This is a genomic window from Candidatus Methanoperedens sp., from assembly GCA_027460535.1.
GTDB lineage: Archaea > Halobacteriota > Methanosarcinia > Methanosarcinales > Methanoperedenaceae > Methanoperedens.
This window is the reverse complement of record JAPZAR010000027.1, coordinates 1-24513: the sequence shown is the minus strand read 5'-3', so window position 1 is coordinate 24513 and position 24513 is coordinate 1. Positions and strand designations below refer to the sequence as shown.

The following is a 24513-nucleotide window of genomic DNA, read 5'->3' as shown; positions in this document are numbered from 1 at the left end:
AATATTCACACCCTAACCCTCTCCCCGCACTCGTTCCTCCTGTAAATCCCAAACTCGGTCTTCTTCAAAACATCGCCAGAGAACACAGGCCCGTCCTTACAAACCCGCAGCCCGTCCACACAGCACGCCCCGCATATCCCCAATCCGCATTTGATATAGCGATGGAGGCTGAACTGTGCTTTTGACGTCGGGACTTTATCGAGTACTTTTTTCATCATGACCTCGGGGCCGCAGCAGTATATCTGATTATAGCTTTTTGCATCATCGAGCAACTGTGTCACATACCCATGCATTCCTTCCGAGCCATCGTCAGTGGCAACCCGTACCTCTCCTGCTGCTTCAAAGCGCTTCCTGAACAGCAACTCATCCTTTGTCTTTGCGCCGAGCAGCGTCGTAACCTTTACGCTCTCCTCATAGGCCTTTTCAGCCAGCGGCGCCAGGGGAGCTGCCCCAACTCCACCCGCGATCATCAGAACGTGCCCTTTCTTTATCTCAAATCCCTTGCCGTAAGGCCCTCTAATGCCTATCGAGTCGCATTCTTCAAGCTCGAACAATGCTGATGTCGCAGGCCCGACCTTCTGCACCGTTATAGCATTTTCGTATGAAAGTGCCATGGGGATCTCATCCACTCCCCTGATCCAGACCATCACGAATTGCCCCGGAATTGATTCAAAGGAGGTATCAAAGAAGAAAGTCCGGATGGTGGGAGTCTCATCAACTACTTTTGTGATTACTGCATTAACAGGTTTCATAATTCATGCGCCATCCCGTATATCTCTTCAAGGGTCAATTCCTTTTCCTTCAAAAAAGCTTCCATGCCTGAGGAAATATCCATGAAAATATCCATATTGTTCCCCACTGCGGAGCCTATTTGCACGGCGCGTGCGCCTGCCATGATGAACTCCACAGCATCTTTCCAATCTGAAATCCCGCCAACACCTATCACAGGTATATCGAGGGCTTCATAGAGGTCATAAACGCATTTTATCGCCACAGGTTTGATGGCGCGGCCCGAGAGACCTCCAAACCTGTTGCCAAGGATCGGATAGCCACTTTCGATATCTATGGCCATGCCGCGAAGGGTGTTTATCGCCACCACAGCATCAGCCCCCCCACGCTGCGCCCCAAGTCCTATGCTCTTGATATCCGTGACATTGGGCGTGAGCTTAACCCAGACAGGCACTTGAGCGGCTTTTTTGACCTCATGAGTAATATCCTCGACCAGACCAGAGTCCGTGCCGATATCAGCGCCGTATCCATGGGCATGCGGACAACTTACATTGAGTTCAAGAGCATCTGCTTTGATTGTACCGGCGATTTCCGAAAATTCTTCAGTACATCCCCCGAAAATGCTGGCGACAACTGGCACGCCCCCCTCTCTGGCAATATCGATCTCATCCTGGAAGTTCCTGAAGGAAGGATTTGGAAGACCCATTGCGTTCAGATAACCGCAATCTACCTCTACCATGCTCGGGTTTCTGTGCCCTCCCTTCGGTTCTAAGCCGATGGATTTTGTGACCACTGCACCTGCCCCCTCCAGTGCTATTCTTTTCAGGGAACCGCCCGTTGTGCCCATTATCCCTGCTGCAAGCATCAGGGGGTTCTTGAGTTTAAGTCGTGTAAGTGTCAGAGACAGCATTCTTGGTAACAATGTTTAATATGTACTTAGCCTTTTTTATTAGATAATCAATTGAGAGCAGAACAGAATTTTTAGTCATATCTTCGCGGGTTCAGAACTTCCGCGCCACTGTCACTCCATCGCGTATCGGGATCATGACGACTTCCACCCGTTTATCGTTGTAAACATGCCTGTTGAATTCGGCAATTGCTCTACTTGTTTCATCATGGGGATCAAGTACATCACCGCTCCAGAGTACGTTATCAACGACCAACATACCGCCTGAGATCGTTTTTGGCATGCATAATTCCCAATAATTAATATAATTCTCCTTATCGGCATCGATAAACACCATATCGAAAGGGCCTTCGAGGGTTTTAAGTGTATCAAGCGCAGGACCAAGTTTGAGTTCTATCTTTTTTCCATGCCCGCTCCGGCTCCAGTAACGTCTTGCGATTTCTGTAGCATCGGGATCATTATCGCATGTTATCAGTTTTCCATTCTCTGGCAGCGCCTCTGCCATGACAAGCGAGCTGTAGCCCGTAAATGTTCCCAGCTCAAGAACGCGCCTTGCTTTCGCGATTCGAACGAGCATCTTAAGAAATGCGCCTTCAAGATGCCCTATTTGCATTTCAGGAAACGCTGTTCTTGCATAAGTCTCTGCGACAAGTTCGCGCAGGATTCCGGACTCCAGAGTGGTATTTTCTCTGCAGTATTGCTCGATTTTCTTCGATACAATTCTCCTCATACATTTCGGTATATTCAACCCGGCCAAATATATAGAGATGCTCCCACAGAGCCGTAAAAATATATCAGCGACGTTTCCCATGAACCGTTTCACACAAACCGAGACCAACATTCCTATACCCTAGGATTTGACCGCCAACGCCCAAATCCTGCCTTTTCCAGCCCCTTTGACATCCTGTTCCAGGAAAATATACTTATTTCATACTATAATAATGATACAAAACTATTGCCACGACAAGCGTCATGAAACTGACGGCGTTGGCCGCAATAATGATGATATCCCCCAGGTGGATGCCATACAGCGTCCAGAGGACAACCCCTGCGCAGAACTGGTAAAGCGTGGCAGGGCTGACATCCCTGGCCGATTTTGTCCTGTGCATTTTTATTATCTGCGGCACGAACCCGAATGTTGTGAGGAGCGCAGCCCCACTTCCTATCAAATACCATTCCATTTTGATTTCCCGGCAATTCTAGGCGCTATTGATCATAGTCTTTTTTCTCCATTTAATATTCGTTCAAGCAATGACAATTTAATTTCATTTGATTTAACTACCTCGCGAGATTTCTCAACTTCACGATAGCCTGCTATAGTTCTTTCTTTAGGGACATCCAGGTATCTCGTTACTTCTCTTGTGGGTTGATATACCCTGTATGTAACATATGAAAATCTGCCGCTAAATGTCTTTTTGATATCACGGCTTTCACCCGGCATCAAAAACATCTTATCTGTTGTAAAGTCAAATGACCCATTAGTGCTTTCTACATGAAAAGTCACCCAAAATTCTCCCCTGGCATTATCCGTATTTCTTATTGATACCATTAAGTCAAACTCATCGCTAAAACTATGATCAGTTATATCCCAGTTCACGGTTGTTGTTAGATTCAAAGGCACATTGTCTATATAAGGTTGTTTTTCATAGTATGTTTCTGTCGATACATATGGTTCCTGCGCCGTGTAATATTCCTTATCCGTATAAGGTTCTTTGGTCGTGTAAGGGATATTGATGGAGATCAGAATAATTATAATAAAAATACTTATAATAATCCAAGGGTCAATGATTTTTCTCAGGTTCATTTCTTAATTCTATATAAATTGGGATTTATGAAGCTTACAACCTACTATAATGAGTTCCTGGTACCGATATCTTGCTCAACTGCCTTTCTCATTGAAAATATGGCCTAAACCTCATCGCATACTAATAACAACGTCTGGTTTTGTGCAATCAATAGAACTGTATTCTTCTTCATTACTTTTTTTAAAATAATTTTTGATATTTAGATATTGTTTTATCCCTTCTTTAAGATAAACTTTTTTGTAATCCAGGATCCTCAACACCTTTGTTAATGCTAAGATCTGATTCTTGAATTCAGTCTCTGAAAATCGAGAATGGGCCCGACCGGATTTGAACCGGTGACCGCCCGGTTATGAGCCGGGCGCTCTAACCGGACTAAGCTACGGGCCCTCAAGAAAAACTAGTCCGGTGTACGCCGCCAACAGGGCTCGAACCTGTGACATCCTGGTTAACAGCCAGGCACTCTACCAGCTGAGTTATGGCGGCTCTTGGTCAAGGAGTTTCATAAAAGGCATTCTCTAATTTAAGCCTTTTGTTAATGCATTGGAATCATGACCTCAGCATTGTCAGCAGCATTTTGAACTTTCGTTCACCTCTTACGGCATGAGGAACATTCGCCGGCATAATTATCATCTGCCCTGCTTTCAGGTTATGTTCTTCAGAACCGATTTTGAAAAATCCGTCGCCTTCTATTACCTGGACAACGGCATCAAAAGGCGCTGAATGCTCGCTTAATCCCTGTCCGGCATCGAAGGCAAACAAGGTTATAGTGCCTGCAGGGTTCTGTTTCAGGGTCTTGCTTACTACCGAACCTTTGCTGTATTCAATGAAATCTGTTAAAGTGATGGGCTCAACCATTTACGGCCTCCACTACTACCTTATCGCTCCGACATCGGCAAAACCCTGCCTCTGACCGGTGCCGGCCTCACGCTGAAGTTTTTCCTGGTGGAACAACAACTTTATAACATTCTGCGCATGCTCACGCGTGCGTTTTTCCATAAGCCATGCAAGCTCCTTCTCATCCCCGGCTTCATCCTCATGCACAAAAACTTCGATTATGTGTTTATTTGTCATCAACTGCGCCTGGATTATGCCCTGTGAAGCTTCATGGGCGCACATCTTGTCGATCGGCTGCGAACCCGGCATACCAAGAGCCATGACAATATCGCATCCTTTTTCCTCCATCAGTTTCTTGCAGGCTACGGGCAGGTCTTTGACTCCCGGCACCGTGTAGCGTTCGACCTGCAGGGATGCACCTTTTTTCAGCTCGTCGATCGCTATTTTCCCCATATTGATGCGCGAGAATGTAGTATCAGCGATTCCAACTTTTGGCATATGTTACTAAAAAAGTCTTTGAACCTATATTAATTTGATTCAACTCAAGATAATGAACTCTATCGTGCCCCGGATCAACTTGAAAATATGAGCGTTAGTGGGATCCGGTAATCATAGGTTCGACAGAATAATTGAACTATAAAAATGAAAAATACTATATTTCAATGATTAAATTTAAATCGAATGGTAGCATTATAAGTCATCAGCAAGGCCATGCACAAAAAGGAGATCAGCTATCTCATTAAAGATGAATCGGGACTTTCAGATAACCTGGCATCCGAGTTCGTCGAACCCATGATGCCCAATGAAGGCGATATGAAAGATGCACTGGCTCGGGCTTAAACACGTGATCAAGAATGAATGAGGAAAATGTGAAACGTATATGTTACAACAGAAAATTTTTGTGTAAATGTGCCGGAGTTTACGCATATCAGCATTCTTTGAGCCTGTTGGGATCCGGGGAGGTAATTACCTCTTCCCCCCAGATAGGGGAATGAATATGTTTTTTGAGTTGCCAACTTTTGTAGCAACCGGGCATATATTGTTGTGACTCTAATAATTAATTAAAGATAAACTGATAGAAGGATTATCAAAATGCCCTGGAATGAAGAGCGGTGATGGAGAAAAGGAATGAAAACTGGAGAACCCCTCATAGGCTATGATATAACAGAGGAGCATATGGCTTTAGCAATTAACAATAAATACGTTTCAAAGATCGATAACCTTAAGGATGAGCTTGCAGGGAAAAGAAAAGATCTGGCCAAAGAAGACCTTAAGAAGGGTATGACGATGGAGTCGAAAAAAGGCAAGGCAGGTCAGTTAAAAGGCATGATATTTGAAATCGCAAAGGATAACGGGGTTACGTTATCTGAAATAGCAAAAAACAAGCAATCGAATTATCAGTTGATCGAAAATTTGAACGATCTGGGCTTATTGGACTTCGGGACCGGGAATAGTATACACGCAGAAGACGGAAATCGAGGGGATATTCCCCTGGATTTTATAAAATTTAAAGATGATATTGGAACTTTTAAAAAGATAGCCATACTATTAGAAGATAAAGAATTGTCAAGATTCATGGAAACAAAATATTTTAAAGAAAATTTAAAGTATTATTATACAAATTTGTGTGATTTTTTGAATGATAACAAGCTTTTTCCATTACCGGATCATGATTATTTTGAGTATGCTTTGAAAAATTCACCTGCCAATGTCAGGTTCTTTCTGGTTGATAACGACACAACCTCCCTGAAATCTATCTATAAAAAATGTATTTCTTCTACAAATGAAAATGCTAAAGGCAAGATCAAGATCGAGCTACTGGAAAAATATAATATGTATCTTGTCTGGGACTATCTCATATTTGGAAAAATCCAGCAGGATCTCCAGAATAACCTCATATTGGATCACGTTCAATACTTTGATGGATATCTCCCGATAGCAAAAAAAACATTAGAAAAACTATCGGAATTGTATGATATCAATGGGAATGAACAGAAAGATTCGTTTTTGAAAGTGGAAAAATTGCTTGAGTCCATCAAAATTAAAGCTCACCACCCGCTACAGCATGCAATTTGAAAAATTAACGCGATTTAAATTTCAATATGGCTTGCCTTATCAAAAAGTAATATATAACCCATAGGTTAATTATCATGCTCATGATTAACCTGGGTCAGTATGGAATTGAGGAAGACGTAGGACTGCATATAGTCTTTTCTAATTTGTTCTGGTGGGTCTCGGTCATACTTACGATAGCTGCCTACAGGTACAGGCACTTATGGAATGTGGGCGACATGCCATGGACTTTTTTGTTTTTAACTTTCCTTTCTTTCGGAATTCGTGAATTGGGACATTTAAGTACATCGCTTTATATTGGCTCTATAAGATACGTTTTTGGCATATGGTCCGCAATTTTCATGGCATCCGCATTCATCTACTTATATATGAGAATATGCGAGAGAAGGAAAGAATCGAAGATATTAACATACGCCCCGTTCGCTCTCGTCATAGTATTTCCGTTAATTCTCCTCTATCTGTATTTTTCAGGAACAGATATTACCATTCTAAAAAATGAGATGCAAGGCATGGAAAGTCTTGTATGGATGATAGCAAGTGCAATAATAATCTACGCCACATATATGCTTGGAACGCACGCAACCGGAAAATTTACGAAAGTATATATGTTCTTCCAGTTTTCGGCATTCTCCGCGTTCACCTGGAAATTGATGGGATTCATAGAAAGTATAGGCTCACCGATACCTTACTCAATTCGTGAAATAGTTGAAACGCTGTTCGGCTTTTTTGCAATAGTTTCCATGTATATGCTGGCAACAATGCTGCGAAAATTATCAAAACATATGCAGAGTGAGTAATATGGCAACAAAAGCTGAATTATATCTGCACCTGCTTCAAGAATTAAAGAAATCCTCCAATGATATCCTGAGCACGGCCATAGTGACCAATGACGGATTGGTTATGTCAAGCGCCTCATCCAATGGGATAGACAATGAGACATTTGCGGCATATGGCGCCGCGACGTTCAGGTATGCCGGGGAGACCATGGAGGAGCTTTCAAAAGAAACCAATGACACATTGCTCTGTGAATCAAAAAATCACAGGGTCATGATAATCCGCAGTGGAGATGATGCTCTTCTTGTTGTAATGACCGGAAAGAATGCGCAAATGGGCCTGGTGCTGTTTGAAATGCAAAAAGCAGCCCAAAAAATAAAGGAAATTTGATCGAATTTTTGCGTCAATCCAGGGTTATAAACGAAAAGCTGAAATGCTTGTAATCCTATTATGCGGACTTATCTGGTGATAATACGTGAAAGTACTTGTAAGCGACCCCGTGGCCGAACAGGGTATTGAGATATTAAAAAGAGAATTTGATGTTGATATATCAACGGGTCTTCAACCGTCAGACTTGATCAAGAAGATAGGGAATTATGAAGCGCTAATTGTGCGCTCCGAGACGCAGGTGACAAAAGATGTCATAAATGCGGGCAAAAAGCTCAAGATCATCGGGCGTGCAGGCGTGGGCGTGGATAATATTGATGTCAGCGCCGCAACAGAGCGCGGGATCATCGTAGTCAATGCACCGGAAGGCAACACGATCTCAGCGGCCGAGCATACAATAGCAATGATAATGGCCATATCACGGAATATCCCTCAGGCCAATGCATCGCTTAAAGGCAAGAAGTGGGAACGGAAAAAGTTCATGGGGGTCGAGGTAAGGGACAAGGTGCTGGGAGTTGTTGGGCTCGGGAGAATAGGTTCTGAAGTCGCAAAGCGTGCTCAGGGCATGGAGATGAAGATCCTGGCGTATGACCCGTTCATATCGCCGGAGAGGGCCAAAGACCTGGGTGTGGAGCTAACCACGGTTGAAGATATAGTCAAACGTGCGGATTACATCACCGTACATACCCCGCTCACAAAAGAGACCAAAGACCTCATCAGTACCAGGGAATTCGGGGTGATGAGAAAAGGTGCCCGAGTAATCAACTGCGCGAGAGGAGGCATCATAAACGAAGAAGCTCTTGCAAAAGCCGTCAAAGATGGAATAGTCAGCGCCGCGGCGATCGATGTCTTTGTAAAAGAGCCGCCGTTTGACAGCCCGCTTCTTGGTCTGGATAATGTTGTAGTGACCCCTCATCTGGGAGCATCGACCGAGGAGGCCCAGATCAATGTGGCAGTTTCTGTGGCCGAGCAGATAGTCAATGCACTCAAAGGGCTGCCCGTAAAGAACGCCATCAACATGCCGTATATTAAAGCCGAGGTCATGCAGATCCTTGAGCCGTATTTCCCTCTTGCAGAAAAAATGGGTAAGCTCTGCATGCAGCTTATAGGGAGCAATTATGAAAAAGTGGAGATATCATACTGCGGGGAGATATCCGAGCAGAATGTGGCTCCATTAACACTTGCCGTACTGAAGGGACTGCTTGAGCCGGTACTGGGTGCAGGTGTGAATTATGTTAATGCGCCCGGAATTGCAAAAGATCGAAGGATAATGGTAATAGAGAGCAAGTCAAAAACCTCTGCGGATTATCCGAGCCAGATCTCCGTCAAATTAAGCAAGAAGGATGAGGAGAAAGTGGTCAGCGGTACCGTCATAGGGAAAGAACCGCGCATCGTTCAGATAGATGAATACAGGATCGATGTTATTCCCACAGGTTTTATGATTGTGACAAGAATCGAAGACCATCCCAATATCATAGGCCCATGCTGCATGATCCTGGGAAAGAACAATATCAATATCGCAGGCATGCAGGTAGGCAGGATAACCGCAGGTGGCAAAGCAATAATGGTGCTCAACATCGATAGCGAGGTGGAGAGCGGGATTCTGGACGATATAAGGTCTGTTGATGGTATCATTGATGCGAAGCTCGTAGCATTGTAGGTGCGCAATCTTGATATATTATAGATTTAGAGTATAGCTGTTATGGAAAAAATGAATCTTGAGATAATTGCATCAGTTAGTTCCGTAATCATATTGATCATTCTAATTACTTCGTCGAAACTCCTTCTTCCTGCATCTCCGGGCTATGGCTACACCATTGCAGTGCTTGTCTTTGTTACCATAATGGGTCTGGCGGGATTGAAGCTCGCCGAAATGCCGGATAAATGATAACAGGGCGACCAACAGAAGTTAGATTCCCCTTAAAAGAATTTAGACGCCGGGACACCTTGAGTTGCATAATTCTTATATTTGGCAGTTCTTACCTTTCAAGGTTATTCCAGTTTGAGTTCTTGCTTGAATTATGTATTTGACTCTAAAAGTACATCTTTAATTTTTGTCCCGTACAACTAACGTAAATTTTATTTTATGTTATATATCAGTCAAATTATCAATCAATTGGAATAAGGATAAAAGATAAGCAAATATATATATTACTTATTGATAAGCAAAAATTTAAATAGCTTATTAGTCAATAGAGCATTCATGGCAAAGGTGGAATTTAAAGTACCAACATGGGTCGAGAAAAGATATTCTTTGTTATGGGATTCATTCAGCGATTCTGAATTTAATATTGAGCAAGCTGCAAAAATATTGGAAGAGAAAAATAAAGATAGAAGGGAAGAAATACCCGTTTACCTTTCTGAAATAAGAAAGGCCGGATGGCTCAACGACGAACCGGATCCAAATGATGCAAGAAAAAGGATATACAAACTAAAGAGCAAGGAAAAAATCATTGGTGAGATTTTCGCTATTACCAATAATAAGTTAGACCGGGGAGAGGTTGAAAGGTTATTAAAAAAGGCAGCAGATCTCATCAGGACAAGGGTTGACTATAAGTTCATTTTAATCCTCCTGTTCCTGAAGAGATTCAGCGATAAGTGGGAGCTTGAATTCGAGAAAGCATATAGGGAAGCTATTGAGGATGGTCTAAGCGAGGATGAGGCAAAGGAAGAAGCCAAAAATTCCGCGTATCACGATTTTGACTTTCCTCCCGAGTTCTTGTGGGATAATATCAGAAAAGATGTAAGTACACTTCCAGAAAAGCTATCCCATGCATTGAAGACATTAGCTGAGCGAAATCCCCATTTAAAGGATGTCCTTGATAATGTTGATTTTATCCAGTTCACCACAAGCAGGGAAAATGCCGAAATATTGCGGCAGCTTGTAGAACTTTTCAGTATTCAGAAGCTCCACCATGTCTCGCCCGATATTCTCGGGGATGCATACGAGTGGATTTTAAGATATTTCGCGCCGATGAAAGCAAAAGAGGGAGAGGTTTACACTCCGAGAGAGGTTATCAAGCTCCTGATCGAGATTCTTGACCCCAAGCCGGGAGAGAGCGTGTATGACCCTGCATCAGCCTCTAACGGTATGCTGATCGTTTCGTACAAGCATGTTGAAGACAAGTATGGGAAGTCAGAGGTTGATAGGTTGTTCCTTTATGGCCAGGAGGCAAACCAGAAGACTCTTGCGCTTGGCAGGATGAACCTTTATATCCATGATATAAAAAATGCCAATCTTGCATATGGCGATACTTTGCTATATCCCAAATTCAAAGAAGGTGAGGGGCTGAAACAATTCGATGTGGTCATTGCCAATCCTCCATGGAACCAGGATGGCTATGATGAGGAAGTCATAAAGAAGGGCGAGTTCTGGAAGCAGCGCTTCAGATACGGTTTTGTCCCGAAGCAATCAGCAGACTGGGCATGGGTGCAGCACATGCTTGCAAGCGCAAAGGATGATACTGGAAGGGTGGGTGTGGTTATTGATAACGGCTGCCTTTTCAGGGGCGGCAAGGAGCAGGCAATCAGGAGCAGGATGCTGGAGGATGATTTAATCGATGGAGTGATACTGCTGCCTGAGAAACTATTTTATAATACAGGAGCGCCGGGCGCCCTGATATTTCTGAATAAGAATAAGCCGGAGGAGAGGAAAGGCAAGGTTCTGTTCATTAACGCCAGCAGCGAGTTCGAGCAGCACCCCGAGGTAAGAAAGCTCAACAGGCTCGGCGAGGTGCATATACAGAGGATTGCGGAGGCTTACAGGAAATTTGGCGCTAGCGATGGGTTTGTTCGCGCAGTTCCTCTGGATGAGATAAAAGAGAATGATTATAACCTGAACGTTACGCTCTATGTTTTTCCACAGGAGGCGCAGGAGGAAATAGATATAGGCAGGGAATGGGAGGAGTTGCGTAGCATAGAGAAAGAAATCGCAAAGGTAGAGGAAAATATCCAGGGGTATCTGAATGAGGTCATGTAAATGTTCAAACCAAATTTTCGTTATACCGATAAGATGGTGAATAATCTGACACAGATTGCCGTCGCGAGAGAACTAATTCTGAATTCCCCATTAGTTCCTAAATGGGAAGTTGCCCTTCGCCGCGAGGCAATCGTGAGAAGTGCCCACTCCTCTACCAGTATAGAAGGAAATAGATTATCCCTTGAGCAAGTCAGCGATTTGGCTCACGGACGCGAAGTAATGGCAGAGCGAAAGGATAGGCTGGAGGTCTTAAACTATCTTGAGGCACTGGAAAATATTGATAAGCTAACCGACGGCGAGGAGATTACCGAGAAAGACCTTTTGAAGGCCCACAAAATGCTGACACAAGAAACTTTGGAAAATCCTTCTGATTGCGGCGCCTATCGCAGTCGTTACGTAGTTGTTGGGAACAGGTTAACCGGCGAGATTTTCTTCAGACCGCCTTCAAATGAAGACGTCCCCAAGCTGGTAAGGGCTCTGCTAGAGTGGCTTAACTCCCCCGAAGCCGATGCATTTGATCCCGTCATCGAAGCCGGGATAACCCACTACGAATTGGTTAGAATCCATCCTTTTGTGGACGGCAATGGCAGAACGGCGCGCGTCCTTGCTACCCTGATACTCTACCTGCGGGGCTTTGATTCCAAGCAGTTCTTCTGCTTAGATGATTACTACGATTCGGACAGACCTTCTTATTACAGGGCGCTTCAAGGCGTTGACCAGAATACACTTGATTTAACTAATTGGCTCGAGTATTTCGTGGAAGGGGTCAGGGTCAGTATTGAAGCAGTGAAGGAGAGGGTTGTAAGGCTCAGCAGCGAAAGGCTGAGAAAGGCACAGAAAGGACAGATTGCCCTTACAGAGAGGCAGATGATGATTGTGGAGTTCATAAACCGCAATGAGAGGATAACGAATCGGGACGTAAGAGAGATGTTCAAGATTTCTTCACAGGCTGCTCATAAAGAGCTTATCAAGCTGGTTAGATTAGATGTTGTTGAGCCGGCTGGAAGAGGGCGAAGCCTTTCCTATCGCTTAAAACAAGGTTGATGATTAGATTGATGATTGGGTTGATGATTAGAAAGGTAGTATTGGGACACAAAAGGGGCATCAAAGACGCAAAAGCTGAAATAACGGACTTGTTTCAGACATTTATTGGACATATATCAAAGGTGCCGCAGCGACATCGAACACGGATGACACGGATTGGACGGATTTTCACGGATATTTTTAATCCGTGTGCATCCGTGTCATCCGTGGCCTCCGTGTTCCATCCTGAATGTAACGAACCGCAGATGAACACAGATGAACGCAGATACCCTACTGCAACTGATTTTAGCAAAATAATTCACCGCAAAGAACGCAAAGAGCGCAAAGCTGCGCGGCAGGAATCTCTGCGTCCTCTGCGCTCTCCGTGGTTAAACGCCTCTTCCGCCCCGGCGCCTGGGCGCGCGCCGCAGCCTGCGTTTCATCCGCGGTTGAGCCGCGCGGGGGGATGGAGGGCGGGAGGATGACAGGAATCGGGGAGATACCGGGGGAGTGGGCAGTGGTAAGAATAGGTGATATTTGTAAAGTAGTGACAGGTGGGACGCCAAGTACAATGCATCCAGAGTATTTTGGAGGCACTATAAAATGGCTTAAATCTGGTGATATTAAAGAACTTTATATTTATGATACCGAAGAAAAAATTACGCAGTCGGGTATAGAAAACTCAAATGCAAAAATTCATCCGCCTGGCACCGTTGCTATTGCTTTATCCGGGAGGGGACAAACAAGAGGAAAAACTGCCATAATAAAAAGACCGATGGCCTGTAGCCAATCTGTTGCCATAATGATACCAAATTCGGAACTTGTTCCAGAATATCTGCACTATAATTTATCAAACAGATATTTGGAAATAAGAAACTTGACTGGGCATTATGATAGAAGTGGCCTTAATTTAGCAATCGTTAGCAACATAAATATCCCCCTCCCCCCTCTCCCCGAACAGCGCCGCATTGCCGAAGTCCTGGGCACGGTTGACAGCGCCATCCAGAAGGTGGGCGGCGCCATCGAGAGCACGGAGCGCCTGAAGAAGGGGATGATGCAGAGGCTGCTGACGAGGGGGATAGGGCATGAGAGGTTTAAGGAGAGCGATGTTGGGAGGGTGCCGGAGGAATGGGGGGTGTCGAGGCTGGGGGATGTATGTAACCATAGAAGTGAAATCACTATGCCTTCAGGAAAAGGAGAGAATAAATTTGTGGGATTGGAACACATAAACCCAGGTGAACTAAAAATACATACATATCAGTTAGATACTGATGTTAAAAGTTCTAAATTTAGATTTCGCAGAGGAGATATATTATATGGAAAGCTACGACCTTATCTTGACAAAGCTGTTATAGCAGATTTTGATGGCATTTGTTCAACAGATTTATTAGTTTTAACCAATGCTGAAAATAGAGCGTTGGCAGAATTTCTTATATATTTAATTCATTCAAATCAATTTATTCAAAATTCAATTTCTGCAACATCTGGAACAAACCATCCCAGAACTTCTTGGAAGGAAATAAGCAAATTTAAATTTGGACTTCCCCCTCTCTCCGAACAGCGCCGCATCGCCGAGATTTTGAGCGCCGCTGACAGGAAGCTGGAGCTTGAGCGCAGGAGGAAGGAGAAGCTGGAGAGGGTGAAGAAGGGGCTTATGAATGAGCTGCTGACTGGGAGGAAGAGAGTTAAGATCCGAAATTAATTATTGCATCAGTATAATGGAATAAATGTGTTACATATAGAACAATATGTATAATGAAGAAAATCCTTAAATAAGTGAGATCACATAAATAAGATTATGACCAACATAACCCTTTCGATATCGGACGAAGTATATGCGAGAATGAAGCTACATAAAGAAATAAGGTGGAGCGAAGTCGTAAGAAAAGCTATAACCGAGTTTATTGGAAAGCTCGAAGAGAGAGGCTCTGAGACGACGACTAAAGACCTCCTTGAAGAGCTTGGCGATGATTTTAGAAAAACCTTGAGCGAACTGAGTTTTGAGAAAGCTGAAAAAGGATATGAAAAGATGAGGGATGCAGAGTGGAAGAGAGTCTATACGACACAAATACATTAATCGATGCGTACAGGAAAAAGGAAACAATCGAAGGCTATACGACCATTTTGAACATTATAGAGTTTCCAAAAGCAATGGAACTCAAACTTCGAGTTCTTTTCCCGTCAAAATCTGACTACCATCTTGCTTTAATAATTTCAACAGAGCTTTTAAAAATCGGCAAACCGATTCCAGCCGTGGATTCGGTGATCGCGTCTGTTGCATTGAACAATAAATTGAAGCTTGTTACGAAGGATAAACATTTTCTAATGGTTAAAGAGGTTAAGAAGGAGTTCATGATTGAGGTAGTTTGATATCTGGTCTTATAGACTCTGAAGGACAGCGCCAGATAATCAAAATCATAAATACAAAAAGCGTGAAACAATGAAAAGCAAAAATGAGATCCTGAAAGTCCTGAAAAAAGAACTCCCCAACCTCAAGGAAAAATTCAAAGTAAAAAGCATAGGCATATTCGGCTCTTACGTGAGGGGAGAGCAAACAAAAACAAGCGACATCGACATGCTTGTTCAGTTTGAGGCGCCAGTGAGTTTCTTTAAGTTCATAGAACTTGAGGATTACTTGACCGAAAAGCTTGGGGCGAAGGTTGATCTGGTAACTCCTGATGCGTTAAAGCCTCTGACAAAACCTCACATAATTGAGGAGGCTGTCTATGCTTGAGAAAAATGTGAATGAATGGGAGAATATTATGCGAGAGACAAGAGGTGAATGGTGCAAGCATCCGGTATTTAAAGAAATGGATGATGCGGTTGAAATAGTGAACTGGATGCGTGGAAAAAAGGATTGAAAATGGCAATAGAAAAAGATGAAGATCTCGCGGATCTGATAAATAGCCACACCAGGATGGATTGGGATTTAATGATGAAAGATATGCATGAAATCTCAACCGGAGAATTGATAGAGGGATTAACTGCTCTGGGGCTTTATGTTAATAAAAAATTTGCACAGGAGATCGCAGGAAGGGAGGATGCGGTTTTTCATATTAGGAAGCTGATACAGGATGGACAATACTGGAGCCAAATAGCTCCAGGAAATCGCTGGACTCCGATCCATGCAATTCACATACTTGCCCTGATAAAAAGTAAAAATGCACTATCGCTCTTGCTGGACACTATCAGATTTAGGAACTTTGAATTATATGATTGGCTGACAGAAAATGTCACAAGCTTGCTTGTTGCCTTCGGTGAGGAGGCTATAGAGCCCCTCAAAGAATTCACAAGAGACGAAACTCTGGAATCTTTTGCACGAGGGACAGCCACGACTGCTCTTGTTATACTGTCGAGAAACAAGCCTTCTTATAAAAATGGAGTCGTGAAACACCTTATAGAATTGCTAAATACAACCAATGATATTACATTCGCAAGTCTGATAATTCAAGACCTTGCTCGGTTCCACGATATGTCCGTTATGCCAGAAATACACAGGGCTTTTGAAGAGGGCAGGATCATGGAAATCTTCATGAAAGAAGAAGATGTGGAATCGAGGATCAAGCGTTCAGATGACGGTGACGATATCAAGAGAAATACGCGTGATCCTTTAGACCATTTTTCCAGGGAGAGCATTGAAAGTTTGGATGATCACAGCTCAAAATCCGAAGAGGAGGACTTCGCATGGCTCGGAGAGGATGACCCTGAATCTGAAATGGATGATGAAACAATTAAAAGAGAAAAGATCGGAAGAAATGAACCATGTCCCTGTGGTTCGGGGAAAAAATACAAAAAATGCTGCATGGGCAAGGAGAAGTCATAAGACCCATGCCAAAGTTCTCTGAAAAATCCCTTGTCGAGGATTACATCATTGAAAAACTCATTGAAAAAGGCTGGCGCTTCGTGCCCGCAAATGAGCTTGAGCGGGAAAGCTTCAGCGAACCTCTGCTGCTCAATAATCTTGTCAGGGCAATAAAGAGGCTGAATTCAGAAAAAGGAATCGGGGACGAGGAATTAAAACACGTCCTGAACGAACTCAAACTCAAAGGCTCCGGGAATGAGGGATTAAAGCAAATTCTCAACTATCTCAAGTTCGGCGTACCAATAAAATTTGAAAAAGAGCGGATTGTTAAGTATGTCAGGCTTTTTGATTTTGAGGAACTGGACAATAACGAGTTCATCGTGAGCAGGCAGGTTATCTATCATGGGAGGGATGATATACGAACCGACATAATGCTTTATGTCAATGGTATTCCTCTTGTGGAGTTCGAATGCAAGAATCCTGCAAGCTTCTCTGAAAACTGGTTCGATGCATACAGACAGATAAAGGACTATGAAAAAATAGTTCCGGAGCTTTACAAATATGTCCAGATAGGCATAGCTTCAGAGCAAACCGCCATGTATTTCCCTATTGTCCCATGGCAGGATGAGATCAAAGTCAATCAGTGGAAAGAAGAAGGGAAAGACTCCATCGATTCTGCTATTGAAATGCTCTCAAAGGACATATTGCTGGATATCATCCGCAATTTCATGTTCTTCAGGGTGGAGATGGGAAATGCCACGAAAGTCATCGCAAGGTACATGCAGTACAGGGCAGCCAGAAAAATAGTGGAGAGGGTATCAGCCAACCTGAAAGGAGAGGACGAAAAGAATAAAGGGCTGATATGGCACTGGCAGGGGTCGGGCAAGACGCTCACCATGATCTTTGCAGCCCATAAGCTCTATCATCTAAAGAGCCTTGAAAACCCCTCTATTTTCTTCATTGTGGACAGGATCGAGCTGGAAGAGCAACTCTACACGGAATTTAACTCGCTTGATATAGTAAAGCCTGAGATTATCGGTTCCATCGATGAATTGAGAAAGGTTCTCAAACATGATGAGGGAAAGGGCAAGCGGGGTATAATGATTACTCTGATACACAAGTTCAGGGTTGAAGAACTTGGCGAATTGCAGAAAGAACTGGAAGAACTCTCAAAGCAAAAAGAAACAATTCTGACCAGAAAGAATGTGGTTGCGTTCATCGATGAAGGGCACAGGAGCCAGTATGGAACCATGGCTGGCCAGATGAAAAAAATCCTGAAAAATGCCTTCTTCTTTTCCCTGACAGGAACCCCAATCTCAAAGAGAGGAAAGGATACCTATCTGGAATTCAGCTATCCCCCTGAAGAAAAATATCTTGACAGGTATTTCATTACAGACTCTATTCAGGATGGTTTCACGGTAAAACTTGTCTACCAGCCGAGGCTGGAAAAGGAAGTTCACCTGAAAAAAGATATGCTTGAGACCTTCCTTGAGGTGGAATTTGAGGAACTTTCTGATGATATAAGGGACAAGGTGGAAGAGGGAGTAAAGAAGCGGCTCAATGCAATAAACATGTTCCTCGAAAATCCCAAAAGGATTGAACTCATTGCTAAGGATATCGCAGAGCACTTTAAAGAAAATGTTGATGGAACATTCAAAGCCATGGTTGTTGCAGCTAGCCGGAAAGCTTGCGCCTACTATAAATTATATCTGGATAAGTGGCTGCCGAAAGAATACTCAGAAGTCGTCATGACCTACACTAAAAAAGACACCGAAATCGTCCAGCACACCAGCACAGAATCAAGAGCCAGATACGGCGAGAAAGAGATTGACGAGATACGAAAGGAAGTAATAGATAAATTCAAAGAAGAAGAGTATCCAAAGATTCTGATAGTCACAGATATGTTATTGACAGGTTTTGATGCGCCCATTCTTCAGACCATGTACCTTGACAAACCGTTAAAGGAACATCGTCTACTCCAGGCAATAGCAAGGACAAACAGGCCTTACAAAGGAATAAAAGAAGCCGGGGTAATATTAGACTATATAGGGATATTAAAAGAATTCAAGCGAGCTTTTGAGATATACAGCGAAGAGGAAATAAAAGGTGCACTCTCCGGGATGGGAAGTCTGAGGGAGGACTTCAATATGCTGCTTGATGGCTTACTTGCGCTATTTTCTCACATTCCTAAAGAAAGCTATGACAGGCTTACCATGCTCAGAGCCATTGAAGTTCTCACAACAGATGAAGAGAATAGCAAGAGATTCCTGGAAGATTACAGAGAACTCAGGAAGATTTTTGAGCTTTTAGGACCTGCTGAAATCAAAGTTGAACGATTCTCTGACTATAAATGGATCTCTAGTATTTACACATTTTATATGAATACTGTTTTGCAGAGTCAGCTTGGGCATGAAATGTATGTCCAGAAATATTTTGAAAAGACCTTAAAGTACGTTCACAGGACAACTGAACTTGAAAATTTGCGAAAGGATCTGCCTGTAATAAGTTTTGATGAAAATTATCTTAAGGATCTGGAAGAAAAAGTAAAAAGCAAAGAAGAAAAAGCCGCAAGCATCGTATTTACATTGAACAGGCTTGTTTTAGTTGAAAAGCATAAAAATCCGGTTTATGAATCCCTGACCGATAAAGTGGAAAGGATTTTAAATCTCTGGAAAGAAAAAACCAAGGATTTTGAAAGAATTTACACTGAAGGGATGGAAGTATTTAACAAGATTGAGAAACTCTCCCAAAGACAAAAGGAATTAGGTTTCTCAGACATGGAATATGCTTTGCTTCTGAATTTAGAGAAGAATTTCGGAGAGGGTAGCGAATTTACAAGAGATGTAAGAGAGCTATCAGAAAGATTACGAAATCATATCTTTAACAACTGGGCAGTACAGCAAACAGCAAGAAAAACTGTTGAAAGAGAAGTCCGCCGTTTTGTACGCAGATATGTTAAAAGATATGGATTGAAGCTTGACGAGCTTGATAGTCTATATCAAAATCTAATGGAAAATATAGAGAACTATGGTAAACCAAATTAGAATCAGTGATTCGACTTTAAGCTACGAAGTAGTTTATCGGAACATAAGATACCCAAGGCTGGAATTTAAAACTGGCGAACTGGTTCTGGTCTTGCCGAAGAACTGTGAAAATCAAAGTGATATCATAGAAAAACATAAAAAATGGATATACAAACGAAATAGTGAGATAGCAGCGGCATTAGAGGAAGCACGGAAAAAAAGACTTGAACTGAGAAGAACAGATGAAGAATTCAAGCAGTCAATACACTTTTTTGTTGAAAAGATTTCAAAGGAATTAAAAATCACCATTAGCAACATTTATTTCAGGAAAATGAAATCAAAATGGGGAAGCTGCAGTTCTAAGAAAAATCTTACAATCAATACTCTTTTGAAGTACTTGCCAGATGATTTAATGGAATATGTGATTTTTCACGAAATGGTCCACTTGATTGAAAGAAAACATAACGATCATTTCTGGAATATGATATCGAACAAATTCGAAAATTATGGCGAAAAAGAAAAAGAACTCTTTGAATACTGGTTTTTGACTCAACAACTTGTAAATAAATCTTAATTCGGCAAACAAACTATAGAATAATATTTAAAACCAAACAACAATCTCACAACAGAATGGTAAAGATCATCGTCATCAATAACTACGGCCAGTTCTGCCACCTGATACACCGCGCCGTGCGGGATCTTGACCAGGAGGTGGAACTGATGAAGAACACATCGACTGTGGAAGAAATCCTTTCGAAAGGACCTGACGGTGTTATACTCAGCGGCGGACCCACGCTTGAGCGCGCAGGTAATTGCGCCAGTTACGTAAAGGAACTTGACCTTCCAATCCTTGGTATTTGCCTTGGCCATCAGGTGATGGCGCTATCTTTTGGCGGAGCGGTGAGAAAAGGCACTGCAGGAGGCTATGCATCCGTAGAGATAGAGATTCTCGATGAGGATGATATTCTAAAACGTATCGGCCCCAGGACGAATGTATGGGCATCGCACGCAGACGAGGTATCTTCTCTGCCGCCTGATTTCACCAGGCTTGCGCGTTCGCGTATCTGCGAGACTGAGGCCATGAAACACAAGACAAAGCCTCTGTATGGCGTGCAGTGGCATCCGGAAGTCTCGCATACGGAACGCGGGAACGACCTTTTCAAGAATTTCTTTGATGTCTGCCTGAACTATTGAAACGCACGATGACGAAACCCAGGACGGCAAAAATTGCGCCCATTGCCATTACAGCCCTGAAATTGTAATATTCAAGGATCACACCTCCAATAAGGGAGCCTATTATTGTTGCAAAAGCGATAGAGGAATTGAGCAACCCCGTGGCCGCCCCCTTCTCTTCATTTGTTTCAATCAGCATTCGTATTGAGCCCACATACAGGAAAGAATAGGAGAGTGCGATCAGTATCATTCCCGTCACTGCCTGGTAATATACAGTCAGCGGTATCAGGGCTATAAACGCGGCAGCGGAGAACAGGTCCCCTGCATGAATAAGTGTTGAAGTGTTTATCCTGTCAAGTCTCCTCATTATGAAAAATTGCAGGGCGGGGTTCAATGTGTAAATTAATCCCACCTCTAATTCATTTGCTCCGAGGCTTGCAAGATACAGGGGGAAAATTATCCAGACATTGTTAGCCCCGATCTGGCGAAGGAAAAATCCAAAATAGACATTCCAGTTCTTTTTCAGAATTTCCGAGGAAAAATAATCCGCTTTCTTTTTTGTACGGATTTCCCCTGGCGGCAAGGTCAATGTGATCAAGAACGCCAGCGCAAAAAATAATGATGAAACAACAAAAATCCCCCTTAGGGTCCAGTAAATTGCGATAAATCCTGCCAGCATGTTCCCGGCTGCCCATCCCAGGGGCATGAAGGAACTGAACTTTGCTATGCTCCGCTTCAGATTGTAAACGTAAAGCATCAGCACTGCGGGATATATTCCGATGCTGAACCCCACAAGCGCTCTTATCACTCCAAGAGTTAAAGGGGATGTTGCGAATATCTGAAGAAAAAAAGATACAGTTGCGCTCAGAAAACCTGCGTACAGCAATGTTTTCGGAGAATATGCATCAGTAACCCTGCTGAATATATACGTCGAAATAAAAAGCGATGCCCCATAGACAGCGCCTATGATACCTATCTCGGTGTCCGTTGCGCCGAGATCTTGCGCAAGCACGGGGATGAAAAGATTTGACATCATCACAGCTGAATTGATGAAAAGCTGGATAGCGTTTATTCTCATCATGTGTTTAATGAAAAGATATCTATTTAAGCGATACAGTTTGTAAAACCACCTAATAATGACATCACTCGATTGGACAGAAAAATACCGCCCGCAAATGCTTTCCGGGGTCGTGGGCCATAATAAGGCGGTGGAGGAACTCAGGCGCTGGGCGCAAACCTGGAGGCATGGGATTCCAAAAGAAAGGGCAATCGTCCTGTACGGAAGGGCAGGGATAGGCAAGACCACTACAGCGCATGCACTTGCCCGCGAGATGGGATGGGAGGCGATCGAATTAAATGCAAGCGACCAGCGCACTGCGGAGATAATCGAGAAAGTGGCTGGCTCGGCCTCACAGATGGGAACGCTGGATGGAAGCGGCGTGAAAAGGCTCGTGATAATGGATGAAGCCGATAACATCCACGGCACGGCAGACCGCGGAGGAGAGAAGGCTATAGTGGAACTGATAAAGAAAACAAGCCAGCCCATCATTCTTATCGCAAATGAGCTCTATGATATGTCAGCAGGTCTGCGTAACGCCTGCAAACCTGTCCAGTTCAATTCAGTAATTTCGCGTTCCATGATACCTGTATTGAAGAAAATCGCCGAAGCGGAAGGCGTTATGTGCGGTCTGGGTGTGCTCGAGGAGATCGCGGAGAATGCAAACGGAGATCTTCGAAGCGCTATAAATGACCTGCAGGCTATTGCGCAGGGCAGATCCAGTATCGAACCCGGGGACATTGCCACAGGAGAAAGGGATACCAGGGAGAACATATTCAAGGTATTGGCGAAGATCTTTAAAGGGAGTGATATAATCGTGGCACATAAATCCACGTTTAATCTGGATGAGAACCCGGAGGATCTGATACAGTGGGTGGATGAGAATCTTCCACTTGAATATACAAAGCCGGAAGACCTCGAAGAAGGGTATCGCTGTCTCTCCAGGGCATCCCTCTTTCTGGGCCGGGTGAGGAGAAGGCAGAACTACAACATGTGGAGGTATGCAGGCGTTATGATGACCTCGGGGATCGTGGTTGCGCGTTCAGCCCGCTATACCGGATTTGCAAAATTCCAACCCCCTTCCCTCTGGAGGAAGCTCGGTTCGACAAAGGGGATGAGAAATATACGCGATTCGACGGCCAAAAAGATAGGAACGCACTGCCATGTGTCAAAGGGTTTTACCCGTTCCCAGCTGTTGCCGTTTTTCAGAATGATGATGAACGACGAAAAATACGCCCCGAAGATCGCGGCTTTGCTAGGCCTTGAGACCGAGGAAATTGCATTCCTGCTGGAATCAAAAACAATCACCAAAAAGGTGCAGAAAATATATGAAGAGTCCCGGGCTCTGATCGAAAGAGAGACCGAGCATGAAATAGAAGTATTTGGTGGGTTTGGCTTAAGGGGGGAAATGGTAGAAGAAATTGAAGTTGAAGAAGAACCTGAAATCAAATCAAAAAAGGATGTCAAACCCCAGAGTTCCTTGTTTGACTTCTGAGTAAGCACTTATTTTTTAATCAGCCTTATTATGTTCTCTTTGCCTTTCTTTATTTTAATTATCCTTCCATCTTCCTTCATCTTGGCAAGAACTATACTTATCTTGGATTTTGAGAATCCACTCTCTTTGACGATATCTGACTGATAGGCCTGTCCGCCCGATTTGTGAAGGAGGTTCTCTATCATTTCTTCATCCCCAAGATCAATCTCTGAAAGAACAAGTGTTAAATCCTCCTGGTGTGACGGCTGTATCTCAGTGCCTGCTATCTGAGAGGCTCCAGTGGTGAGTGCATTGATTTCAGGTGGAGTGGGATCGTGAATCTTATCTCCAAAATCCCTTGTCTGCCTTTTTTTCCAAAGTATCAAGGAGGTTCCTGAGGCCAGACTGAACATGACAATTCCTATTATGTACCATGTGAATCGGCCTTTTTTGGAGAGTGTGATGGAAGGTTCTCCTCTACCGAAGCTCCTGAACATTCTACCATCCCATATCAACCTGTTCCCATCGCGCAGATCGAAAGCCGGAGAAACTGTCTCTACCTCATAATTTTCAGGTATTTTAATGATAAGAACATTGTCCTGGGAAAGCACCATGCCTTCTGAAAATGCATCCCCTATGAAAATATTTGATGAATCCACGCGCGAAAAATTCTTCCATTCAAAGGTGTAACTGATAATGCTGAAAACTCCTGCCAGAGTTTTTGTCGTACCATAGGAAATATTAAAATTTTTAGCTTCCATTGAGCGGTTTGAGAATTTTTCAGCTGAACTTATGAACCAATCTATGCGGTCTCTGAAATCTGCAATATCCTTCCCATCCTGATCAGTGTTCTCCCCCATGCTAACGAATTCTTCCCAGTCTCCTATTTCTGTCTGGTTGGTGAGAGGCAAACGCTTTTCGGTAGTCCACATCGCCGTCCCATTCTCGAGCACTTCAATTGTGATGACAGTTTCAGCACTGGCTACGTGCACCAAAAGTAGTAGAGAAATAAACAGCAAAGCTACTATTCTCATTTACACTGAACTCGGCGAGATAAGTAATAAGATTTACTGCTTGATTGCTGCCGGGCCCCCTTTACTTTTTTCATACTGTTCTTTTACTTTCTCGCTTTTGACCCAAATCCTTCTTCTTCATGATCCTCAATTTTTTGGTTTTGTTCATTTCACGATTTTACTTGTTCCCTGAATTCCCCCCTCCACCATTCCCGGAATTTCCTCCTCCGCTATTCCCGGCGCTTCCTCCTCCACTATTTGCTGAGTTACCTCCACCTCCACTATTTGCTGAGTTACCTCCACCTCCACTATTTGCTGAGTTACCTCCACCTCCACTATTTGCTGAATTACCTCCATCTCCACTATTTGCTGAGTTACCTCCACCACCACTATTTGCTGAGTTACCTCCACCACCACTATTTGCTGAGTTACCTCCACCACCACTATTTGCTGAGTTACC

Annotated in this window: 29 protein-coding genes and 2 tRNA genes; 19 read left to right on the top strand and 12 right to left on the bottom strand. The window is 43.5% G+C overall.

Annotated elements, in window-relative coordinates; genetic code table 11:
* Positions 1-5: 5 nt before the first annotated feature.
* The 9 genes from O8C65_11405 to ribC form a co-directional block, all read right to left on the bottom strand.
* Positions 6-752, bottom strand: coding sequence for a dihydroorotate dehydrogenase electron transfer subunit (locus O8C65_11405; GenBank protein ID MCZ7357530.1), 747 nt, complete (start codon positions 750-752; stop codon positions 6-8).
* Complete coding sequence (locus O8C65_11400) at positions 749-1639, bottom strand: dihydroorotate dehydrogenase (protein ID MCZ7357529.1); 891 nt, start codon at positions 1637-1639, stop codon at positions 749-751. The genes O8C65_11405 and O8C65_11400 overlap by 4 nt, the downstream gene beginning before the upstream one ends.
* A 91-nt stretch (positions 1640-1730) precedes the next feature.
* Positions 1731-2366, bottom strand: a complete 636-nt coding sequence (locus tag O8C65_11395) for a class I SAM-dependent methyltransferase (GenBank protein MCZ7357528.1) — start codon at positions 2364-2366, stop codon at positions 1731-1733.
* Positions 2367-2559: 193 nt separating this feature from the next.
* Complete coding sequence (locus tag O8C65_11390) at positions 2560-2817, bottom strand: SemiSWEET family transporter (protein MCZ7357527.1); 258 nt, start codon at positions 2815-2817, stop codon at positions 2560-2562.
* A 32-nt stretch (positions 2818-2849) separates the two neighbouring features.
* Complete coding sequence (locus tag O8C65_11385; protein ID MCZ7357526.1) at positions 2850-3440, bottom strand: hypothetical protein; 591 nt, start codon at positions 3438-3440, stop codon at positions 2850-2852.
* A 313-nt stretch (positions 3441-3753) separates the two neighbouring features.
* Positions 3754-3828: transfer RNA gene (locus O8C65_11380), tRNA-Ile, on the bottom strand.
* A 23-nt stretch (positions 3829-3851) separates the two neighbouring features.
* Positions 3852-3924, bottom strand: a tRNA-Asn gene (locus O8C65_11375).
* A 63-nt stretch (positions 3925-3987) separates the two neighbouring features.
* Positions 3988-4296 (bottom strand): cupin domain-containing protein, encoded by a 309-nt coding sequence (locus O8C65_11370; protein ID MCZ7357525.1) that lies wholly within the window; start codon positions 4294-4296, stop codon positions 3988-3990.
* A gap of 15 nt (positions 4297-4311) precedes the next feature.
* The gene (gene ribC / locus O8C65_11365) at positions 4312-4773 is read right to left on the bottom strand and encodes a riboflavin synthase (protein MCZ7357524.1); all 462 of its coding nucleotides are present in this window, start codon (positions 4771-4773) and stop codon (positions 4312-4314) included.
* Positions 4774-4986: 213 nt separating this feature from the next.
* Here ribC and O8C65_11360 point away from each other — a divergent pair, with 213 nt between their 5' ends.
* The 18 genes from O8C65_11360 (at position 4987) to O8C65_11275 (ending at position 20530) form a co-directional block, all read left to right on the top strand.
* Positions 4987-5115 carry a hypothetical protein gene (locus tag O8C65_11360; GenBank protein MCZ7357523.1) on the top strand — a complete coding sequence of 43 codons (129 nt, stop codon included), beginning with the start codon at positions 4987-4989 and terminating at the stop codon, positions 5113-5115.
* A gap of 288 nt (positions 5116-5403) precedes the next feature.
* On the top strand, positions 5404-6351 hold the full coding sequence (locus tag O8C65_11355) for a hypothetical protein (GenBank protein ID MCZ7357522.1): 948 nt from the start codon (positions 5404-5406) through the stop codon (positions 6349-6351).
* A gap of 80 nt (positions 6352-6431) precedes the next feature.
* Complete coding sequence (locus O8C65_11350) at positions 6432-7145, top strand: hypothetical protein (GenBank protein ID MCZ7357521.1); 714 nt, start codon at positions 6432-6434, stop codon at positions 7143-7145.
* 1 nt (position 7146) lies between these two features.
* Positions 7147-7512 carry a roadblock/LC7 domain-containing protein gene (locus O8C65_11345; GenBank protein MCZ7357520.1) on the top strand — a complete coding sequence of 122 codons (366 nt, stop codon included), beginning with the start codon at positions 7147-7149 and terminating at the stop codon, positions 7510-7512.
* 85 nt (positions 7513-7597) lie between these two features.
* Positions 7598-9169: a phosphoglycerate dehydrogenase gene (gene serA, locus O8C65_11340; protein ID MCZ7357519.1), complete on the top strand. Its 1572-nt coding sequence runs from the start codon at positions 7598-7600 to the stop codon at positions 9167-9169.
* Positions 9170-9211: 42 nt separating this feature from the next.
* Positions 9212-9397: a hypothetical protein gene (locus O8C65_11335; GenBank protein MCZ7357518.1), complete on the top strand. Its 186-nt coding sequence runs from the start codon at positions 9212-9214 to the stop codon at positions 9395-9397.
* Between the two features lie 315 nt (positions 9398-9712).
* Entirely contained in the window at positions 9713-11488 is a 1776-nt protein-coding gene (locus O8C65_11330) for a class I SAM-dependent DNA methyltransferase (protein ID MCZ7357517.1), read from the top strand.
* Positions 11489-12532 carry a Fic family protein gene (locus tag O8C65_11325; protein MCZ7357516.1) on the top strand — a complete coding sequence of 348 codons (1044 nt, stop codon included), beginning with the start codon at positions 11489-11491 and terminating at the stop codon, positions 12530-12532. It abuts the gene before it with no gap.
* Between the two features lie 146 nt (positions 12533-12678).
* On the top strand, positions 12679-12996 hold the full coding sequence (locus O8C65_11320) for a hypothetical protein (GenBank protein ID MCZ7357515.1): 318 nt from the start codon (positions 12679-12681) through the stop codon (positions 12994-12996).
* Complete coding sequence (locus tag O8C65_11315; protein MCZ7357514.1) at positions 12993-14213, top strand: restriction endonuclease subunit S; 1221 nt, start codon at positions 12993-12995, stop codon at positions 14211-14213. The genes O8C65_11320 and O8C65_11315 overlap by 4 nt, the downstream gene beginning before the upstream one ends.
* 96 nt (positions 14214-14309) lie before the next feature.
* Positions 14310-14588: a hypothetical protein gene (locus O8C65_11310; GenBank protein ID MCZ7357513.1), complete on the top strand. Its 279-nt coding sequence runs from the start codon at positions 14310-14312 to the stop codon at positions 14586-14588.
* Complete coding sequence (locus O8C65_11305) at positions 14555-14881, top strand: hypothetical protein (protein MCZ7357512.1); 327 nt, start codon at positions 14555-14557, stop codon at positions 14879-14881. The genes O8C65_11310 and O8C65_11305 overlap by 34 nt, the downstream gene beginning before the upstream one ends.
* Positions 14882-14951: 70 nt before the next feature.
* Entirely contained in the window at positions 14952-15245 is a 294-nt protein-coding gene (locus O8C65_11300) for a nucleotidyltransferase family protein (GenBank protein MCZ7357511.1), read from the top strand.
* On the top strand, positions 15238-15372 hold the full coding sequence (locus tag O8C65_11295; protein MCZ7357510.1) for a hypothetical protein: 135 nt from the start codon (positions 15238-15240) through the stop codon (positions 15370-15372). The genes O8C65_11300 and O8C65_11295 overlap by 8 nt, the downstream gene beginning before the upstream one ends.
* Before the next feature lie 2 nt (positions 15373-15374).
* Entirely contained in the window at positions 15375-16334 is a 960-nt protein-coding gene (locus O8C65_11290; protein MCZ7357509.1) for a DUF1186 domain-containing protein, read from the top strand.
* Positions 16274-19357: an HsdR family type I site-specific deoxyribonuclease gene (locus O8C65_11285; protein MCZ7357508.1), complete on the top strand. Its 3084-nt coding sequence runs from the start codon at positions 16274-16276 to the stop codon at positions 19355-19357. Before O8C65_11290 ends, O8C65_11285 begins: the two co-directional genes overlap by 61 nt.
* Complete coding sequence (locus O8C65_11280; protein ID MCZ7357507.1) at positions 19341-19910, top strand: M48 family metallopeptidase; 570 nt, start codon at positions 19341-19343, stop codon at positions 19908-19910. The genes O8C65_11285 and O8C65_11280 overlap by 17 nt, the downstream gene beginning before the upstream one ends.
* A 56-nt stretch (positions 19911-19966) precedes the next feature.
* The gene (locus O8C65_11275; protein MCZ7357506.1) at positions 19967-20530 is read left to right on the top strand and encodes a GMP synthase subunit A; all 564 of its coding nucleotides are present in this window, start codon (positions 19967-19969) and stop codon (positions 20528-20530) included.
* Here the strand turns inward: O8C65_11275 and O8C65_11270 are convergent.
* A complete protein-coding gene (locus O8C65_11270; protein ID MCZ7357505.1) occupies positions 20496-21590 on the bottom strand; it encodes an MFS transporter in 1095 nt (364 codons plus the stop codon). The two genes, O8C65_11275 and O8C65_11270, sit on opposite strands and share 35 nt — an antisense overlap.
* Before the next feature lie 55 nt (positions 21591-21645).
* On the opposite strand from O8C65_11270, the gene O8C65_11265 reads away from it, so the two are divergent.
* The gene (locus O8C65_11265; GenBank protein ID MCZ7357504.1) at positions 21646-23061 is read left to right on the top strand and encodes a replication factor C large subunit; all 1416 of its coding nucleotides are present in this window, start codon (positions 21646-21648) and stop codon (positions 23059-23061) included.
* Between the two features lie 8 nt (positions 23062-23069).
* On the opposite strand, the gene O8C65_11260 is transcribed toward O8C65_11265, so the two are convergent.
* Together O8C65_11260 and O8C65_11255 are read right to left on the bottom strand one after the other, a co-directional pair.
* On the bottom strand, positions 23070-24074 hold the full coding sequence (locus O8C65_11260) for a hypothetical protein (GenBank protein MCZ7357503.1): 1005 nt from the start codon (positions 24072-24074) through the stop codon (positions 23070-23072).
* Between the two features lie 144 nt (positions 24075-24218).
* The coding region (locus O8C65_11255; GenBank protein MCZ7357502.1) for a hypothetical protein at positions 24219-24513 on the bottom strand (295 nt) is incomplete at its 5' end.

Bases quoted from the DNA above. Each gene is read 5' to 3' on its own strand.
- O8C65_11405 (MCZ7357530.1), bottom strand. From the start codon at position 752: ATGAAACCTGTTAATGCAGTAATCACAAAAGTAGTTGATGAGACTCCC.
- O8C65_11400 (MCZ7357529.1), bottom strand. From the start codon at position 1,639: ATGCTGTCTCTGACACTTACACGACTTAAACTCAAGAACCCCCTGATG.
- O8C65_11395 (MCZ7357528.1), bottom strand. From the start codon at position 2,366: ATGAGGAGAATTGTATCGAAGAAAATCGAGCAATACTGCAGAGAAAAT.
- O8C65_11390 (MCZ7357527.1), bottom strand. From the start codon at position 2,817: ATGGAATGGTATTTGATAGGAAGTGGGGCTGCGCTCCTCACAACATTC.
- O8C65_11385 (MCZ7357526.1), bottom strand. From the start codon at position 3,440: ATGAACCTGAGAAAAATCATTGACCCTTGGATTATTATAAGTATTTTT.
- O8C65_11370 (MCZ7357525.1), bottom strand. From the start codon at position 4,296: ATGGTTGAGCCCATCACTTTAACAGATTTCATTGAATACAGCAAAGGT.
- ribC (MCZ7357524.1), bottom strand. From the start codon at position 4,773: ATGCCAAAAGTTGGAATCGCTGATACTACATTCTCGCGCATCAATATG.
- O8C65_11360 (MCZ7357523.1), top strand. From the start codon at position 4,987: ATGCACAAAAAGGAGATCAGCTATCTCATTAAAGATGAATCGGGACTT.
- O8C65_11355 (MCZ7357522.1), top strand. From the start codon at position 5,404: ATGAAAACTGGAGAACCCCTCATAGGCTATGATATAACAGAGGAGCAT.
- O8C65_11350 (MCZ7357521.1), top strand. From the start codon at position 6,432: ATGATTAACCTGGGTCAGTATGGAATTGAGGAAGACGTAGGACTGCAT.
- O8C65_11345 (MCZ7357520.1), top strand. From the start codon at position 7,147: ATGGCAACAAAAGCTGAATTATATCTGCACCTGCTTCAAGAATTAAAG.
- O8C65_11335 (MCZ7357518.1), top strand. From the start codon at position 9,212: ATGGAAAAAATGAATCTTGAGATAATTGCATCAGTTAGTTCCGTAATC.
- O8C65_11330 (MCZ7357517.1), top strand. From the start codon at position 9,713: ATGGCAAAGGTGGAATTTAAAGTACCAACATGGGTCGAGAAAAGATAT.
- O8C65_11325 (MCZ7357516.1), top strand. From the start codon at position 11,489: ATGTTCAAACCAAATTTTCGTTATACCGATAAGATGGTGAATAATCTG.
- O8C65_11320 (MCZ7357515.1), top strand. From the start codon at position 12,679: ATGACACGGATTGGACGGATTTTCACGGATATTTTTAATCCGTGTGCA.
- O8C65_11315 (MCZ7357514.1), top strand. From the start codon at position 12,993: ATGACAGGAATCGGGGAGATACCGGGGGAGTGGGCAGTGGTAAGAATA.
- O8C65_11310 (MCZ7357513.1), top strand. From the start codon at position 14,310: ATGACCAACATAACCCTTTCGATATCGGACGAAGTATATGCGAGAATG.
- O8C65_11300 (MCZ7357511.1), top strand. From the start codon at position 14,952: ATGAAAAGCAAAAATGAGATCCTGAAAGTCCTGAAAAAAGAACTCCCC.
- O8C65_11295 (MCZ7357510.1), top strand. From the start codon at position 15,238: ATGCTTGAGAAAAATGTGAATGAATGGGAGAATATTATGCGAGAGACA.
- O8C65_11290 (MCZ7357509.1), top strand. From the start codon at position 15,375: ATGGCAATAGAAAAAGATGAAGATCTCGCGGATCTGATAAATAGCCAC.
- O8C65_11285 (MCZ7357508.1), top strand. From the start codon at position 16,274: ATGTCCCTGTGGTTCGGGGAAAAAATACAAAAAATGCTGCATGGGCAA.
- O8C65_11280 (MCZ7357507.1), top strand. From the start codon at position 19,341: ATGGTAAACCAAATTAGAATCAGTGATTCGACTTTAAGCTACGAAGTA.
- O8C65_11275 (MCZ7357506.1), top strand. From the start codon at position 19,967: ATGGTAAAGATCATCGTCATCAATAACTACGGCCAGTTCTGCCACCTG.
- O8C65_11270 (MCZ7357505.1), bottom strand. From the start codon at position 21,590: ATGATGAGAATAAACGCTATCCAGCTTTTCATCAATTCAGCTGTGATG.
- O8C65_11265 (MCZ7357504.1), top strand. From the start codon at position 21,646: ATGACATCACTCGATTGGACAGAAAAATACCGCCCGCAAATGCTTTCC.
- O8C65_11260 (MCZ7357503.1), bottom strand. From the start codon at position 24,074: ATGAGAATAGTAGCTTTGCTGTTTATTTCTCTACTACTTTTGGTGCAC.